This is a genomic window from Allobosea eneae (assembly GCF_042657265.1).
In the GTDB taxonomy this organism is placed as follows: domain Bacteria; phylum Pseudomonadota; class Alphaproteobacteria; order Rhizobiales; family Beijerinckiaceae; genus Allobosea; species Allobosea eneae.
In genome coordinates this window covers 179126-194906 of sequence record NZ_JBHSLW010000011.1, presented here as the reverse complement: position 1 = coordinate 194906, position 15781 = coordinate 179126, and the positions used below count along the sequence as shown (strand labels likewise).

Here is a 15781-nt window from a genome sequence, read left to right as displayed (position 1 = left end):
CATGGATGCGGAGCTGCATCGACCATAGCGGCCGCCTGCGGGACCGTGATGAGGCGAAGCTCCGAACGATTTGACCGAAGCTGCGCTTATCGGCTCCGACCCGCCGCGCGGAACTCCGACGGCGCCAGGCCGAAGCGCCGCCTGAACTGCCGGTTGAAGGACGAGGCGTTCTGGTAGCCGAGACGGTAAGCGATCTCCGAGACCGGCAGCGCTGTCTTGACCAGCAGCTCGGCGGCTTCGTCGAACAGCCTGGTCAGTTGTGCCTGCTTCGGCGACTGCCCCGTGGTCGCGCGGAACAGCGCATGGAACCGGCTCTGGCCGAGGCCCGCGGTCCGCGCCATCTCCGCGACGCTCCCTGCCCCGCCAGAGTGCGCGACCTCGATGACCCGGCCCTCCGCCCGCGACAACGGCCGAGGCATGGCACGCGGCGCAACCAGTTGCAGCCCAGCCATGGCCATTCGAGCCGCATCGCTCGGCCGGCAAGTCCCGGCCTCGACCTCGGCGCCGAGCTGGCGGAACATCCGCCACAGCCAGGGCTCGACCCGCGTCAGCGACGGCACGGGGTCGCGCAGCAGCGCCGGCTCTGCCTCGCCGGTGAAGGCTCCGGCCTCGACATCGAGGATGAGCATGCTGCAATCGGCGCTCGGCTCGAAATCATGCTCGTGCTCGCGCGGGATGATCGCGACGCACTGGCTCGATACGACGCTGCGATGCCCCTCGACATCGAGCCGCATCGCGCCCTGCATCGGCAGCAGGATCTGGCTGTAGTCGTGGCGGTGGCGGTCGCCGCCGCGATAGCTGCGGAGTTCGAGGTGGATGGACATCACCTGCTCAGGCGCAAGAGAGCATCATGCAGCCCACTTTGCCGCCGATCGGCGAAGGCGATCAAGAGCCTCAGCCGCCCGCCGCCTGCTGCGAGGCGATGCGCTGCAGGAAGATTGCAGCGACCGTCAGCACGAAGCCGGCCCACCACAGCGGCGAGCGCAGACTCTTGCCCGAACCGAGCGGCTCGGCTTCTGCCTGGCCGGTCAGGCGCTGATAGATCGGCCAGGCGAAACAGGCGAAGCCGATGCCGCCAAGGCCGAGCGAAATCAGGTTGAGCATCTCGGAATTCATGAGGCGTCCGGTAGATCGATCCCGACGAACGAAGCCAACAGTTCGCGAGCCAGCAAGGTGATATCGTCTGGCAACCGTCCAACATAGCGAAAATCGCGGGCGCCCCGATCGACCATGCGCGCCTGGTCCACCAGGATCGTTCCGGACACGACGCAGCCCGGCGGGATCAGGATCTTGGTCGGCCAGGGACTGATGTTCGATGTGATCGGGCAGACCAGCGTTCGGCGCGAAACGCTGTGGAGTTTCGCGTCCGACAGCACCAGCACAGGCCTCCGACCGGCTTGCTCAGAGCCGCTGACCGGGCCGAGATCGACCCAGAAGACATCGCCTCGCTCAGGGCTTCGGCTTACGCGGGTTGTAGTCGTCATAGATCACTTCGGAGCCGACATCCGGTCCCCACTCCCAGCCGTCATCAGGTTCGTTCTCCGGTCCCAGCCGACGAATCTCGGCCACGATCCAATCGAGCGTGACCGGTCGGGGCATTGGATTCGGCACCGGAGCATTGGGGTCAGCCGCCTCCACCGGCGCGAGCTTCACTGCGCCGTCATCGACCGTGACGTCGAGCGTCATGCCTTGCGACAGGCCGAGCTCTTTCACCACCGCCTTCGGCAGGCGCACCGCGGTGCTGTTGCCCCATTTCGAGACCTGGACCTTCATGCCAGCCTCCTTCGGATATCCATATAGAGGCCAGCCGGATATCCCGCAACAACGGACGACCGGTCCGCGTGCCCTGCGCTCTGCCGACGCCTCAGAGTCCAGCCTGCTGATCGCCGGCCTTCCGGGCAACTGCCTCAACAGGAATGGCTTCCTTCGATCCAAGTCTTCGCAAGGGATCGCCGATCAAGCCGGCGACCAGCAGCGCCAGCATCCGGTCGATGCCGGGCAACCGCGCCAATGGCGGAACCACCCTGTCGCGGATCAATGGCAGCACGGCGCTATCGGACTGATAGAACGGCGTGAACATCCGGCTCGCCGCCTGATAGAGCCGCACATGCCAGCGGCGGAGCTGGGCATAACGGCGCAGCGCAGCATCAAGATCGCCGGCCTGGTCGAGCGCCACCGCCAGCGCATAGGCGTCGAGCAGGGCCATGTTCGCCCCCTGCCCCAGTTGCGGGCTCGTCGAATGGGCGGCATCGCCGATGAAGGCGATCCGCCGGCCATAAGGTAGCGGCAACGTCTGGTGGCGATAGCTCGCGAAGGTCAACTGGTCGGGCGCGACGATATGCGCGAGTAGTGGCGCGGTCGCCGGCCAGATCCGCTCGACCTCGGCTTTCCAGGCCGCCAGCCCGGCCTTGCACCAAGCATCGAGCGCATCCGCCTTCAGGCTCCAGAACAGCGCCGCCTGCGGCTCCGGCTCCTCGCCATGCCGTCCGATCGGCAGCACGCCGACCATCACGCTGGCGCGGCGATAGCGCTGTTCGAGCGCGTGACGATCGAAGTCGGTCCCGGCGAGCGGGACATTGGCCCAGAGCGCGCCATAGCCAAGCGGCGTGCGGGTCACAGGGCGAGCGGCATGGCCAAGCAGAGCTGAGCGCGTTCCCGACGCATCGACGACCAGATCGAACGGCCGCAGGCGGCGACCGCCCGCAGCGATCAACAAGACCTTGCCGCCAGCAGAGGCATCGACGTCGCTGACCTCGACCCCGGTCTCGATCGCGACAGTTCGCTTCTGCACGGAAGCGAACAGCGCCTCGAACAGCGCCGCGCGATGGATGCCGACGCCGAAGCGCTCGCGCTTCAGTGCGGCGTAGCGCACATCGAGCACCACCGAGTCTGTGGTGGCATTCAGACCGAACAACCGATCGATCCGGCTGCCAGTGGCGATCAGCGTACCGGCCAGGCCGAGTTCGTTCAGAACGGCGAGCCCGCTCGGCTGGAGGATCAGGCCGGAGCCGAGCGGCTGTGGCTCGTTGAAGCGCTCGACCAGCGTGACGGTGTGGCCAGCGCGTTCGAGCAGCAGCGCGGCCGCCAGCCCGGCGGTTCCGCACCCGATGATCGCGATCGAAAGGCTGCGACTCATGCCGCAACCAATCTAGCGAGCTACATCGCCTCCGGGCCGCGGCTCATCGCCGCGATGCCGGTGCGCGAGACTTCGGTCAGGCCGACCACGGTCATCAGCTTGATGAAGCGTTCGATCTCCTCGGTCGCGCCGGTGAGCTCGAAGACGAAGGAGGTCAGCGTCGCATCGAGCGTGCGCGCGCCGAAGGCCGCGGCGAGCCGCATCGCCTCGACGCGGTGGTCACCTTTGCCGACGACCTTGAGCAGGCAGAGCTCGCGCTCGATCGCCTCGCCCTGAAGGGTGAGGTCGACGACCCGGTGGACCGGCACCAGCCGGTCGAGATGCGCCTTGATCTGGTCGATCACGCTCGCCGTGCCGGAGGTGACGACGGTGATGCGCGAGAGATGCTTCTCGTGCTCGGTCTCCGAGACGGTGAGGCTCTCGATGTTGTAGCCGCGGCCTGAGAACAGGCCGGCAATGCGGGCGAGAACGCCCGGTTCGTTGTCGACGATCACCGCCAAAGTGTGGCGGGCGATCGGCTGCGCAGTCGGGGCGGTCGGATAGTGCGTCGTGTTCATGTCTGGGCTCGGCTTCGGCTGAGATTTGGACGGAAATCGGTGAGGACGGGCTCATCGAGCTCGTCGACGGCTACGACCCAGGGCTCGGCCAACGCGGCCTCGCGCCAGGCCTGGAAGCCAGCGGTGCCCTGTACCGCCTCGACATACGCGGCGCTGACCGGATCGAGCGCGATCGAATAGGTGGTGAAGCGGGTCGCCACCGGCGCGAATATCGCATCGGCAGCGCTGAATTCCCCGAACAGGAAGTCGCCGCCCGCCCCGAAGCGCTGGCGCGCATCGCGCCAGATCTCGGTGATGCGGGCGATGTCCGCCGCGACCGCTTCGCCGCGATCGCGCGCCGGATGCACCCAGGCGAGGTTCATCGGGCAGGCGCCGCGCAAGGCGGTGAAGCCGGAGTGCATTTCGGCCGAGATCGAGCGCGCCAGCGCCCGCGCCGTCTTGTCGCGCGGCCAGATCGGCAGCTCGGGATGAGTTTCGGCGATGTATTCGATGATGGCGAGCGAATCCCAGACCGCGATCGCCCCGTCGACCAGCGAGGGCACCTTGCGGGCCGGCGTATAGTCGGCGACGGCGCGCTTCCAACCGGGGTCGTCCATGGTCGGCCCGAACGGGATCAGCACTTCCTCGAACGGGATGCCGAACTGCTTGAGGACAAGCCAGGGCCGCAGCGACCAGGAGGAATGAGTCTTGTTGGCGATGATCAGCTTCATGGCGAGACGACCGTCAGCTCAGGAAAGGTATGCTTGGCCTTGGTCAACAAGGCACGGTCGAAACTGGCAAACGCCGCAACCGGACAGGTAGCAAGATGGATGGCATCGCCGAAATCGAGGCCGTCTTCATAGGGGCCAAGGATGGCGTCCAGGCGCGCTCCATCCTCAAGTTCGATCGCGTCGGTTTCGCCGAGTACACGGAGCGCCTCGACAATCTGCGATTTCTTGAAACCGTAGACGGCGCGCAGCACCCACTCCGTTTCGAGCAGCACCGTGGATTGCACAAACCCCGATCTCTCCAGGATCAAGGCACGCGCACGCACGACCGCATCCGGATCGTCCTCCGTGATGAGACGCACGACGATGTTGGTATCGAGCGCGATCACCGGTCCAGGCCCGACTTCCGCTTCCAGCGCTCGGCCATGGCCTGGTCGATACCCCTCTGCATATCCTCAAGCGTCTTCGGCGGCCCGTGATAGGGCAGGCAGCCGATCAGATCGTCGATGGTGTAGCGCTTGCGCGGGCTCTTCGGCGCAAGGAAGACGCCGCCGTCGCGCGCCGTCACCTCGAACTCGGTGCCGGGCGCCCAGCGCCCCTGCTCGCGAATGCTCTTGGGCAAGATCACCTGCCCCTTGGTGGACAGACGCGTCGTCGCCATCACCACTCCCCAAAAGTAAGACGATGGTAAGATAACATCTCGCGCCGGCTTTCGCCACGGATCGTCACGCCGCCTGCTCCATCGCCAAGGTGAAGTCGAGCGCCGCCTCGACATGCAGAGCGGTGGTATCGAAGGCCGGGACATCGAAATCGGCCTGCGAGACCAGGAGCCCGATCTCGGTGCAGCCGAGGATGACGCCATCGACGCCCTCCTCCCGTACTGCCCGCGCGACGATCTCGCGATAGCGCACCTTCGAGGCCGGCAGGGCCACTCCGCGGCAGAGCTCCTCATAGATGATGCGGTGGACATCCGCCCGCTCCGCCTCGTCCGGCACCAGCGCCTCGACACCAAAGGCGGCGAGCCGGTCGCGGTAGAAGCGCTGCTCCATGGTGAAGCGCGTCGCCAGCAGCAGCGGCCGGCGCGCGCTCGTCTTGCGGATCGCCTTGGCGGTGACATCGGCCAAGTGCAGGAAGGGCAGGTTCGTCGCCTGGGTGATGTGGTCGGCGAGCTTGTGCATGGTGTTGGTGGCGAGGACGATGCAGACTGCCCCGCCCTGCTCGAGCCGGCGCGCGCTCGACGCCATCGCCGCCCCGGCCCGGTCCCAGTCGCCCTTGGCCTGCATCTCGGCGATCGGCGAGAAGTCGACGGAGTGCAGCAGGACATCAGCCGAATGCAGCCCGCCCTGGCGCGCCCGCACGCCCTCGTTCAGCAGCCGGTAATAGACCGCCGTCGATTCCCAGCTCATCCCGCCGATCAGGCCGATGGTCGCCATGTGGTCCCCCACTCAAATCTGCCGGGTCATCCCGGGCGAGCGCAGCTCGACCCGGGATTCATTCCTGAACGGTTCCGGCATGGATCCCGGATCGGCGCCGCTCCGCGGCTTGTCCGGGATGACGGGAACCGGGTTTGGGCTCAAACCAGCTGCTTGCCCTTGGCGTCGATGATCTCGCCGGTATCGCCTTCGAAATCGGGCAGGATCATCTCGTTATGCGCCTTGCCCGACGGGATCATCGGGAAGCAGTTCTCTTCCTTCGCCACCAGGCAGTCGAAGATCACCGGGCCGGGCGTCTCGATCATCTCCATGATGGCGCGGTCGAGATCGGCCGGGTCGGAGCAGCGGATGCCATGGCCGCCATAGGCCTCCGCCAGTTTGACGAAGTCCGGCAGCGAGGCCGAATAGCTCTCCGAATAGCGCCCGCCATGCAGCAGCTCCTGCCATTGGCGCACCATGCCCATGTACTCGTTGTTGAGGATGAAGATCTTGACCGGCAACCGGTACTGAACCGCCGTCGACATCTCCTGCATGTTCATCAGGATCGAGGCCTCGCCGGCAACGTCGATGACGAGCGCCTTGGGGTGCTTCATCTGCACGCCGATCGCCGCCGGCAGGCCGTAGCCCATCGTCCCGAGGCCGCCCGAGGTCATCCAGCGGTTCGGCTCCTGGAAATGCAGATACTGCGCCGCCCACATCTGGTGCTGGCCGACCTCGGTCGTGATGTAGGTGTCGCGATCCTTGGTCAGGGCATAGAGCCGCTCCAGCGCATATTGCGGCTTGATGATCGTGTCCGAGCGCTTGTAGGCGAGACTCTTGCGCGCCCGCCAGCCATCGATCTGCGTCCACCAGGCGGTGAGCGCGGTCTTGTCGATCTGCGGCGAGGTCTCGCGCCAGATCCGGACCATGTCCTCGAGCACATGCGCGCAATCGCCGACGATGCCGATATCGACCTTGACGTTCTTGTTGATCGAGGACGGGTCGATGTCGATGTGGATCTTCTTGGAGTGCGGCGAGAAGGCGTCGAGCCTCCCCGTGATCCGGTCGTCGAAGCGCGCGCCGATATTGATCATGACGTCGCAGTCATGCATGGCGAGGTTCGCCTCGTAGGTGCCGTGCATGCCGAGCATGCCGAGCCACTGCCGGTCGGCGGCCGGGAAGGCGCCCAGGCCCATCAGCGTCGAGGTCACCGGGTAGCCGGTCAAACGCGCCAGCTCGCGCAGCAGCGCCGAAGCGTGCGGGCCGGCATTGATGACGCCGCCACCGGTGTAGAAGACCGGCTTCTTGGCCTTGGCGATCAGCTCGACCGCGGCCTTGATCTTGTTGAGGTCGCCCTTGACCGTGGGACGGTAGGTCTTGTGCTGGTTGTCGCGCGGGCGGCTATAGGCGCCGGTCGCGAACTGGATGTCCTTGGGGATGTCGACCACGACTGGGCCGGGCCGGCCATTGGCGGCGACATAGAAGGCCTCGTGCAGGACACGCGGCAGATCGGCGATGCTCTTCACCAGATAGTTGTGCTTGGTGCAGGAGCGGGTGATGCCGACCGTGTCGCATTCCTGGAAGGCGTCCGAGCCGATCAGATGCGTCGGGACCTGGCCGGTGATGACGACGAGCGGGATCGAGTCGAGCAGCGCATCCGTCAGGCCGGTGACGGCGTTGGTCGCGCCGGGGCCGGAGGTGACGAGCACGCAGCCGACCTTGCCCGGCGCCGAGCGGGCGTAGCCCTCGGCGGCATGGACCGCGCCCTGCTCGTGGCGGACGAGCACGTGCTTGACCCTGTCCTGCTGGAAGATCGCGTCGTAGATCGGCAGCACGGCGCCGCCGGGATAGCCGAAGAGATGCTCCACGCCCTGGTCCTGGAGGGCGCGAACGACCATCTCGGCGCCGGTCATCATCTCGCTCATAACGGTCTCCTGCGGAGGTCTGTCTGTCGGTGTCGGTCGGAAAAAGGCAATAAAAAAGGCCCTCGGAGGGGCCTGGGCGTGCGCTGGCGTCGGGGACGCCCGGTTGTTAAACCGGCCCCTACCAGCGCACCTCTACGATAATAAGCTTGCGCATGTCGCAGCCCTGTCGAAACAAAAGTTGCCGGACGCTAAACGAGCAGCGCCGCATGGTCAAGCAGGATTAGAGCCGGCAAGCGAGGCGTCCTCGGCGCAGGCCGCGACTGCCACGTCCAGTGCGGCCTCCGGCGCCACGGCGGTCCAACCTTCCATCTGATGGCGGAACCAGGTCATCTGCCGCTTGGCATAGGCGCGGGTATCGGCCTTGCCCCGAGCCACCGCCTCGTCCAGCGACAGCCTGCCGTCGAGATGGGCGATCAGCCCGGGCACGCCATGGGCGCGCATCACAGGCAGCAGCGGATCGAGCCGGCGCTCGCGCAGGGCCGCGACCTCGTCGAGCGCGCCCTGGTCCATCATCACATCGAAGCGGGCGTCGATCCTGGCACGCACCAGCTCCCGCTCCGGCGCGAGGAAGAGCTTGAGCAGCCGCTGTCCGGCCAGCGGCCCCGGCCGCCTCGAACCCTGGAACGTCGCCAGCGAACGCCCGGTCGCTTCGAACACCTCCAGCGCCCGCATCACCCGCAAACGATCGCTCGGCCGCAGGCGCGCCGCCATTTCCGGATCCCTGCCGGCGAGCTCGGCATGCAGCTCGGTTGTGTCGCGCCGCTCCGCCCGGGATCGAAAGGCGATGCGAACCTCGTCGGGCACCGGCGGGATATCCGAGAGGCCCTCGGTCAGCGACTTGAAATAGAGCCCGGTGCCCCCGACCAGCACGGGCAAAGCGCCCTGCCCGGCCAGTTCCTGCAAGAGCGCACCGACTTCCGCCGCATAGGCCGCTGCCGAATGGTTCACTGCTCCGTCGACATGGCCATAGAGACGGTGCGGTACCTCGCCCATCTCCTCCGGCATCGGCCGTGCAGTGATGACCTGTAGGTCACGATAGACCTGCATCGAGTCGGCGTTGACCACGACGCCGCCGAAGCGCCTGGCGAGTTCGACGGCCAGCGCCGACTTGCCGCTCGCGGTCGGACCTGCGATGAGCACCGCGCTGTATTTCACTTGGTCTCCGGCTCCGTCATGACGCTCGTCGCCACCTTCGTCTCCGCCCATGGCCAGGCCCTGCTCGACGATGGCCTGCTCGCCCGCCTGCGCGCCGCTGCGCCGACTGGAGCGCGAACCGAGCGCCTCGATGGCGAGATCGCGGCCGACCTCTTCGCGGAAGCGGACGATGGGCGCAAGCTCGAAGCGACATTGCGCGACGCGCTCGGCGACATCCCGGTCGACATCATCGTCCAGCCGGCCGCCACGCGCCGCAAGCGCCTGTTCCTCGCCGACATGGATTCGACCATCATCGGCCAGGAATGCATCGACGAGCTCGCCGCCTATGTCGGCCTGAAGGAGAAGGTCTCCGACATCACCGAGCGTGCCATGCGCGGTGAGCTCGAATTCGAGCCGGCGCTGCGCGAGCGCGTCGGCCTGCTGAAGGGCATTGCGCTCGGCGTCGTCGACGAGATCATCGCGAAGAGCATCACCTTGACACCGGGCGGCAGCGCGCTGGTGCGCACCATGCGAGCGAATGGCGGCTACACTGCATTGGTCTCCGGCGGCTTCACCGTCTTCACGAGCCCGATCAGCCGGACGATCGGCTTCGACGAGCACCGCTCCAACATCTTGCTCAGCGAAGGCAATCTGCTCTCCGGCGTGGTCGCCGAGCCGATCCTCGGCAAGCAGGCCAAGCTCGATGCATTGGTTGAATTGCGCGCCCGTTTTGCCCTGCCGGACGAGGCGACGCTCGCGGTCGGCGACGGTGCCAACGACCTCGCCATGCTCGGCGAGGCCGGACTCGGCGTCGCCTATCGCGCCAAGCCGGCGGTGGCAGCCGCGGCCGATGCCCGCCTCGACCATGCCGACCTCACCGCTTTGCTTTACGCCCAGGGCTATCGCGGCGACGAGATCGTCAGGAACTGAGCCTCAATCCACGATGAAAAGCCGCGCTCCATTTGGCGAGCGCGAGCGATGCGGCTCGGCCTTGTCGGCAACCTGGTAGCTCATCCCGGCTCGCAGCCACATCACCCGGCCATCCGCCAAGGTGGTTTCCAGCTCGCCCTCGAGGCAGAGCAGTATGTGCCCTTTCTCGCACCAGTGATCCGAGACATAGCCGGGCGAGTATTCGACCATCCTGACGCGGATCGGATTGTCCGCCGGCCCGAAACGACGCGTGCGCCAGGTCGCCTGCCCCTCCTCGCCGGCAAAATGCTCCGGCTCGACGGAGGACCAGTCGGTCGTGCCGAAGGGAATCTCGCTCATCCGCATGGGAAGCCTCTTTGATCTCGGCTGCGGACCCTGCCGCAGGCGTGATCCCGCGGCCAATGCAAAAGGCTGATGACGCCGATCAGCGGCAAGAAAAAAGGCGGCCCAGAGGCCGCCTTCCTTGATCGATAAGCCGGTTGAAAGCGGTCAGTTCATCGTCACTGCGACGAAGCGGACCTCGCCCTGGGCGTTCGAGACCAGCAGAAGGGCCGACTTCTTGCCTTCCTTCTTCAGGGCGTCGAGCCGCTTGGTGACGTCGTCGGGCGAGTTCACCGGCTCCTGGCCGACCTCGACCACCAGCTCGCCGACCAGGATGCGCTTGTCGGCGGCATTCGAGTTGGCATCGACCTTGGTGATGACGACGCCCTTCAGCCCGTCCTTGATCGAGTAGCGCTTGCGCAGATCATCGTTCTGCGCCGAGAACTCGAGGCCGAGCGCCGAGGCGGTCGCAGGCTTGGCGGCCTCTCCCGCCGGCTTGTTGGCCGAAGCCTGCTGGACCTTCTCGCCGTCCTCGAGCCGGGCGAGCTTGACGGTCTTGCTCAGCTCCTTGCCCTTGCGCATCACCTGGATCGGCACGTCCTTGCCGACCTGGGTGCCGGCGACGATGCGCGGCAGCTCGCGCGAGTCCTTGACGTCCTTGCCGTCGAACTTGACGATCACGTCGCCGATTTCAAGGCCGGCGGGCTTCGCCGGCCCCTTCTCGTCGATGCCGGCGATCAGGGCGCCGCGAGCGGTGCCGAGGCCGAGCGCCTCGGCGGCTGCGTCATCGACGTTCTGGATGCGCACGCCGAGCCAGCCGCGGCGGGTCTCGCCGAACTCGCGCAGCTGATCGATGATGTTGGTCGCGAGCGAGGACGGCACGGCAAAGCCGATGCCGACCGAGCCGCCGGTCGGCGACAGGATCGCGGTGTTGATGCCGATCACCTCACCGGCCATGTTGAACAGCGGGCCGCCCGAATTGCCCTTGTTGATGGCTGCGTCGGTCTGGATATAGGTGTCGTAGGGCCCCTGATTGATGTCGCGGTTGCGGGCCGAGACGATGCCCGACGAGACCGAGCCGCCGAGACCGAACGGGTTGCCGATCGCCATCACGGGATCGCCGATCCGCATCTTGTCGGAATCGCCGAACTTGACGAAAGGCAGCGGCTTGTCGTGCTTCACGCGCAGCAGCGCGAGGTCGACCTTGGTGTCCTTGCCGACGACCTCGGCCTTGAGGCGCAGACCGTCGCTGAACACCACGGTGATCTCGTTGGCGTCGCCGATGACGTGATTGTTGGTCACCACCAGGCCCGACGGATCGACCACGAAGCCCGAGCCGGCCGATTGCGAGCGGCGCTGCTGCGGCGGCTGGTTCTGGCCCTGCTCGCCGCCACGGCCGCGGCGATTGAAGAACTCCTCGAACAGGTCGCCGAAGGGAGTGTCGGGGCCGAGCTGCGGCAGCTGCGGCAGGTTGCGGCCACGCGTCTCGCTGGTTGTCACCGCCGCGATGTTGACCACCGCCGGCATCACCCGCTCGGCGAGATCGGCCAGGGAGATCGTGGTGCCATGCGCTTGCGGCGCGGCCTGGACGTTGCCGGGCGCCGGCGTCGCCTGGCCGAAGGCGGGCATCGTCGCGAGCGCCATGCCGGCGACGGCCGCGATCCGCGCCAGACGGTAGGCGTGGGAATGTGTGAATGCCATCGATGTCCTCATGATCATGATGATGTCGCGCCAAGAGACCGAGGGTGACGGGGTCGCCTTGACGGCATTGCAGCGCAGCCGGAATCCGAACGCAACTCAAGAACGCCAAAATGCGGCGGAAGGGCGACGCAAGATCGCGTCATAATGCCGTGATCGCCGCAGAGGACGCTTTCAGCTCCGGACCAGCCAGACCAGGCCGACCCCGACGATCGCCGAGACGATGCCGATAAGGCGCATGCGCTCGACGGGAGTCTCGGAGGCGCTGCGCAGCGCCTCCTTGGCGATCTCCGGAATAGACGCGAAAAGCAGTCCCTCGATGGCGAAGACCAGGCCGAGCGCCGCGAGGAAATCTGTCATGCGCAGCGCTCGGTCATAAGGTCAGGGCTTCGGGGCCGCCGGCGTCGCCGGGGCCACGCTGGTCGCCGCGCCGGCGCGCTGGCCGGACGGATCGTTGAAGAAGCGGAAGAACGGCGAGTCGGGCGAGAGCAGCATGCGCGTATCGCCGGACTTCAGGCTCGCTTCATAGGCCTGCATCGAGCGGTAGAAAGCGAAGAACTCGGGATCCTTGCCGAAGCCCTCGGCGAAGATGCGGTTGCGCTCGCCCTCGCCCTCGCCTCGGATCTCGTCCGACTTCCGCTGTGCCTCAGCGACGATGATGATCGCCTCGCGATCGGCCCGCGCCCTGATCTCCTGCGATTGCTGGCCGCCGAGCGCGCGCGCTTCGGCCGCCTCGCGCTGGCGTTCGGTCTGCATCCGCTGGAACACCGCCTGCGAGTTGGCCGCCGGCAGGTCGACCCGGCGCAGGCGGACATCGACCACGGTCATGCCGAACCGGCCCGCTTCCCGGTTCACCTCGTCGCGGATGCGGTTCATGAGCCGCGAGCGATCATTGCGGACCATCGATGTGAACGTCGCCTCGGCGAGAACCGAGCGGACGGTACCGTTGACGATCGAGGCGAGCTGCGAATTGGCGCGCGGGATGTTGTTGACCGCCTGGTAGAAGCGCAGCGGATCGGAGATCCGGTAGCGCGTGAAGGCGTCGACCACGAGCCGCTTCTGGTCCGAGGCGATGATTTCCTGCGCCGGCAGGTCGAGATCGAGGATGCGGTTGTCGAGATAGGTGACCTGCTCGAACGGAGCCGGCAGCTTGAAGTAGAGCCCCGGCTCGGTGACGACGCTGCGCACCGCGCCGAAGCGCAGCACGATCGCCGACTGGGTCTGCTGGACGACGAAGGTCGCGGCGTAGAAGACGATCGCTGCGACGGCGATGACGGCCAGGACGCCGACGCGAAGAAAGCCGCTCATCGGGTCGCTCCCTGCTGGGCCTGGCCCTGGGCCTGGGCCTGACCGGCCGGCCGGCGCTGCTGCTGGCCGAGTTCGCCGAGCGGCAGATAGGGTACGACGCCACTGCCGGAGCCGTTCTGGTCGAGAATCACCTTGTCCATGCCGCCGAAGACGCGCTCCATGGTTTCGAGGAAGAGGCGCTCGCGGGTGACGGCGGGCGCATTCTTGTACTGCTCATAGACCGAGTTGAAGCGGCTGATCTGGCCGAGCGCCTCGTTGACCGTCTGGTCCTTGAAGGCTTCGGCCGACTGGACGAGCTGGGCCGCCCGGCCGCGCGATTCGGGCACGACCTGGTTGGCATAGGTCTCGGCCTGGTTGCGCAGGCGCTCCTGGTCGGCGCGCGCCGCCTGGACGTCGCGGAAGGCGTCGATGACCTGCTGCGGCGGATCGACCTTCTGCAGCTGCACCAGCCGGATCAGCACGCCGGCCCGGTAGGTGTTCAGCGTGTCCTGCATCAGCTGGCGCACTTCGGTCTCGATCGCGGCGCGGTCGGTGGTGAGCACCGGCTGGATGTTGCGCCGGCCGATGACCTCGCGCATCGCGCTCTCGGCCACCGCCTTCACCGTGCCCGGCGGGTCCTGGATGTTGAAGACATAGGCCTCGGGTGCACCCGGATCGATCTGCCACTGCACGATCACGTCGATGTCGACGATGTTCTCGTCGCCGGTCAGCATCAGACTTTCCTCGCCGACATCGGTCTGGCGCGAGGTGCGCGCCGATTCGACGGTGCGGAAGCCGACCTCGGTGGTGATGACGTTGGTCACCTGCGGCTTGATCACACTGCCGATCGGATAAGGCAGGTTATAGTTCAGGCCCTGCGCGGTCTTGCCGACATATTTGCCGAAGATCAGATTGAGACCGACCTCGTTGGGCCGCACCGTGTAGACGCCGGTGGCGAGCCAGACCAGCACCAGGCCGAGACCGACGAGCAGGAGCCCGCGCCCGCCGAGATTGCCGCCCGGCATGAAATTCTTCAGCCGGTCCTGTCCGCGCCGGATGATCTCTTCGAGATCGGGCGGGGTATTGCCGCCGGAAGGGCCGCCGCCCCAGGGGCCGCCGCCATTGCCGCCGCCGCCGCGCTGGCCCCAAGGACCACCGCCGCCGCCACTGCCGCCGCTTCCACCGCTCTGGTTACTCCAAGGCATGCCTCAGCCGTTCCTCATTCTTTGCTTCGACCGTGCATAGCTGAACGGCAGAACGCTGTCAGCGCCATCCGGCGCAATGGGCGTTGAATTGGGCATCGGCCATGGATTCGTCAACGACGCAAGCGCCTTTGGTCGTAGACCCTTCGTCGCAGCTCTCGATCCGGCGGCTCAAAAGGCCCCCCGCGCCCATTGTGGCCGATCTTGCATTCGCAAACTAGACAGCTTATGTAGGTACATACCTACATGGAGTTCGATCATGGCGTGGATCACCCTGTCGAGCCGCGAGCTGAACCATGATGTCAGCAGCGCCAAGAAGGCTGCGCAGGAAGGCCCCGTCGTGATCACGGACCGGGGCAAGCCCTCGCATGTCCTGATGACCTATGGCGAATTCCAACGCCTGAGCGGCAAGCGCCGCAATCTTGTGGAAGCGCTCGCCATGCCCGGCCTGTCGAATGTCGACTTCGATCCGCAGCGCGCCCAAATCGCGCCGCGCAAGATCGACCTGTCTTGAGCTATCTGCTCGATACCAACGTCGTCTCGGAACTCCGCAAGATCGGAGACGGCAAGGCGGACAGTCGCGTCCTGGCCTGGATCGCGGCGGAAGACGCAGCGCGCTTCTTCATCTCGGCCATCACCATCCTCGAACTGGAACGAGGCGTGCTCGGCGTCCAGCGCCGGGACGCCGCGCAGGGCGCACGCCTGCGAGCCTGGCTCGACAATCATGTCCGCCCGGAATTCGCCGGACGCATTCTGCCCGTCACTGCCGAGATCGCCACGCGCTGCGCACACCTCCACATCCTCGATCGGCACAACGAAGTGGATGCGCTCATCGCCGCCACGGCGCTGGTCCACGATCTGGCCGTGGTGACGCGCAATGTCCGGGATTTCGAGGGCGCCGGCGTCGTCGTCATCGACCCGTGGCAAGGTTGACCGGCTTCCCGACCGAAAACTCAAACCTGCTTGTCAAACGATGCGAAACTGAAGGCATGCTCGTCCTCCGGGCCCGCCGGATGCTCGCTGCGGGCGCTTTCGCGAAAGGCCGAGCGGTCGAAAGCCGGGAAGATCGCGTCACCGTCCGGGCTGGCATGGACGAAGGTCAGCTCCAGCCGGTCCGCGAGGGGCAGCGCCTGCGCATAGACCTCGCCGCCGCCCGCGACGATGACGGCGCGCGCGCCCATCGCCTTGCCGAGCCGCTGCCCCGTCTCCAGCGCCTGCTCCAGCGTCGGCACGACATAGACGCCGTCCGGGCCGAACTGCGGATCGCGCGACAGGACCACGCTCTGGCGCCCGGGCAAGGGTTTGCCGATCGACAGGAAGGTCTTGCGGCCCATGATGATCGGGCAGCCCATGGTCAGTTCGCGGAAGCGGCGCAGATCGGTCCGCAGCCGCCAGATCAGCTGGTTGTCGCGGCCGATCACGCCATTGTCGGCGATCGCGGCGATCAGGACGACGGGAAGCTTGCCCACCCG

21 protein-coding genes are annotated in these 15781 nt (G+C 66.6%); 3 read left to right on the top strand and 18 right to left on the bottom strand.

The annotated features are described in order from the left end of the window. Nucleotides 1–86 precede the first annotated feature (86 nt). The 12 genes from ACFPOB_RS10960 to miaA all read right to left on the bottom strand — a co-directional run bounded on the left by ACFPOB_RS10960 (nt 87) and on the right by miaA (nt 8943). A complete protein-coding gene (locus tag ACFPOB_RS10960) occupies nt 87–824 on the bottom strand; it encodes a helix-turn-helix domain-containing protein (protein ID WP_377798248.1) in 738 nt (245 codons plus the stop codon). Between the two features lie 70 nt (nt 825–894). Beyond that, nucleotides 895–1104 carry a hypothetical protein gene (locus ACFPOB_RS10955; protein WP_377798246.1) on the bottom strand — a complete coding sequence of 70 codons (210 nt, stop codon included), beginning with the start codon at nt 1102–1104 and terminating at the stop codon, nt 895–897. 8 nt (nt 1105–1112) lie between these two features. Next, nucleotides 1113–1484, bottom strand: coding sequence for a type II toxin-antitoxin system PemK/MazF family toxin (locus ACFPOB_RS10950; RefSeq protein WP_377798244.1), 372 nt, complete (start codon nt 1482–1484; stop codon nt 1113–1115). Continuing rightward, nucleotides 1450–1773 carry an AbrB/MazE/SpoVT family DNA-binding domain-containing protein gene (locus ACFPOB_RS10945; protein ID WP_377798243.1) on the bottom strand — a complete coding sequence of 108 codons (324 nt, stop codon included), beginning with the start codon at nt 1771–1773 and terminating at the stop codon, nt 1450–1452. Before ACFPOB_RS10945 ends, ACFPOB_RS10950 begins: the two co-directional genes overlap by 35 nt. 91 nt (nt 1774–1864) lie before the next feature. Continuing rightward, nucleotides 1865–3136 carry an FAD-dependent oxidoreductase gene (locus ACFPOB_RS10940; RefSeq protein ID WP_377798242.1) on the bottom strand — a complete coding sequence of 424 codons (1272 nt, stop codon included), beginning with the start codon at nt 3134–3136 and terminating at the stop codon, nt 1865–1867. 20 nt (nt 3137–3156) lie between these two features. Next, nucleotides 3157–3693 (bottom strand): acetolactate synthase small subunit, encoded by a 537-nt coding sequence (gene ilvN / locus ACFPOB_RS10935; RefSeq protein WP_377798241.1) that lies wholly within the window; start codon nt 3691–3693, stop codon nt 3157–3159. Next, complete coding sequence (locus tag ACFPOB_RS10930) at nt 3690–4403, bottom strand: glutathione S-transferase family protein (RefSeq protein WP_377798240.1); 714 nt, start codon at nt 4401–4403, stop codon at nt 3690–3692. Before ACFPOB_RS10930 ends, ilvN begins: the two co-directional genes overlap by 4 nt. Next, nucleotides 4400–4789, bottom strand: coding sequence for a type II toxin-antitoxin system VapC family toxin (locus ACFPOB_RS10925; RefSeq protein WP_377798239.1), 390 nt, complete (start codon nt 4787–4789; stop codon nt 4400–4402). Before ACFPOB_RS10925 ends, ACFPOB_RS10930 begins: the two co-directional genes overlap by 4 nt. After that, the gene (locus ACFPOB_RS10920) at nt 4786–5061 is read right to left on the bottom strand and encodes an AbrB/MazE/SpoVT family DNA-binding domain-containing protein (RefSeq protein ID WP_377798238.1); all 276 of its coding nucleotides are present in this window, start codon (nt 5059–5061) and stop codon (nt 4786–4788) included. The genes ACFPOB_RS10925 and ACFPOB_RS10920 overlap by 4 nt, the downstream gene beginning before the upstream one ends. 64 nt (nt 5062–5125) lie before the next feature. Continuing rightward, a complete protein-coding gene (locus ACFPOB_RS10915) occupies nt 5126–5833 on the bottom strand; it encodes an aspartate/glutamate racemase family protein (RefSeq protein ID WP_377798237.1) in 708 nt (235 codons plus the stop codon). Nucleotides 5834–5973: 140 nt separating this feature from the next. Further along, nucleotides 5974–7737 carry an acetolactate synthase 3 large subunit gene (locus ACFPOB_RS10910; protein ID WP_377798235.1) on the bottom strand — a complete coding sequence of 588 codons (1764 nt, stop codon included), beginning with the start codon at nt 7735–7737 and terminating at the stop codon, nt 5974–5976. A 210-nt stretch (nt 7738–7947) separates the two neighbouring features. After that, a complete protein-coding gene (gene miaA, locus ACFPOB_RS10905; RefSeq protein ID WP_377798233.1) occupies nt 7948–8943 on the bottom strand; it encodes a tRNA (adenosine(37)-N6)-dimethylallyltransferase MiaA in 996 nt (331 codons plus the stop codon). Between miaA and serB the strand changes: the two genes are divergently transcribed. Then, the gene (gene serB / locus ACFPOB_RS10900) at nt 8911–9801 is read left to right on the top strand and encodes a phosphoserine phosphatase SerB (protein ID WP_377798231.1); all 891 of its coding nucleotides are present in this window, start codon (nt 8911–8913) and stop codon (nt 9799–9801) included. The genes miaA and serB overlap by 33 nt on opposite strands. 3 nt (nt 9802–9804) lie before the next feature. Here the strand turns inward: serB and ACFPOB_RS10895 are convergent, their stop codons facing one another. From ACFPOB_RS10895 to hflK, 5 genes are all read right to left on the bottom strand, one after another. Further along, nucleotides 9805–10146, bottom strand: a complete 342-nt coding sequence (locus tag ACFPOB_RS10895) for a DHCW motif cupin fold protein (protein ID WP_377798230.1) — start codon at nt 10144–10146, stop codon at nt 9805–9807. A 144-nt stretch (nt 10147–10290) separates the two neighbouring features. Continuing rightward, nucleotides 10291–11823, bottom strand: a complete 1533-nt coding sequence (locus ACFPOB_RS10890; RefSeq protein WP_377798229.1) for a DegQ family serine endoprotease — start codon at nt 11821–11823, stop codon at nt 10291–10293. Between the two features lie 171 nt (nt 11824–11994). After that, nucleotides 11995–12180, bottom strand: a complete 186-nt coding sequence (locus ACFPOB_RS10885; protein ID WP_137879617.1) for a DUF2065 domain-containing protein — start codon at nt 12178–12180, stop codon at nt 11995–11997. A 21-nt stretch (nt 12181–12201) separates the two neighbouring features. After that, nucleotides 12202–13128: a protease modulator HflC gene (hflC, locus tag ACFPOB_RS10880; RefSeq protein WP_377798227.1), complete on the bottom strand. Its 927-nt coding sequence runs from the start codon at nt 13126–13128 to the stop codon at nt 12202–12204. After that, entirely contained in the window at nt 13125–14312 is a 1188-nt protein-coding gene (hflK, locus tag ACFPOB_RS10875) for an FtsH protease activity modulator HflK (RefSeq protein WP_377798226.1), read from the bottom strand. Before hflK ends, hflC begins: the two co-directional genes overlap by 4 nt. 256 nt (nt 14313–14568) lie before the next feature. On the opposite strand from hflK, the gene ACFPOB_RS10870 reads away from it, so the two are divergent. Together ACFPOB_RS10870 and ACFPOB_RS10865 are read left to right on the top strand one after the other, a co-directional pair. Then, nucleotides 14569–14823: a type II toxin-antitoxin system Phd/YefM family antitoxin gene (locus ACFPOB_RS10870; protein ID WP_377798224.1), complete on the top strand. Its 255-nt coding sequence runs from the start codon at nt 14569–14571 to the stop codon at nt 14821–14823. After that, nucleotides 14820–15242, top strand: a complete 423-nt coding sequence (locus ACFPOB_RS10865; protein WP_377798223.1) for a type II toxin-antitoxin system VapC family toxin — start codon at nt 14820–14822, stop codon at nt 15240–15242. Before ACFPOB_RS10870 ends, ACFPOB_RS10865 begins: the two co-directional genes overlap by 4 nt. 20 nt (nt 15243–15262) lie before the next feature. Here the strand turns inward: ACFPOB_RS10865 and ACFPOB_RS10860 are convergent, their stop codons facing one another. Then, entirely contained in the window at nt 15263–15778 is a 516-nt protein-coding gene (locus tag ACFPOB_RS10860) for a dihydrofolate reductase (protein ID WP_377798222.1), read from the bottom strand. Nucleotides 15779–15781: the final 3 nt, after the last annotated feature.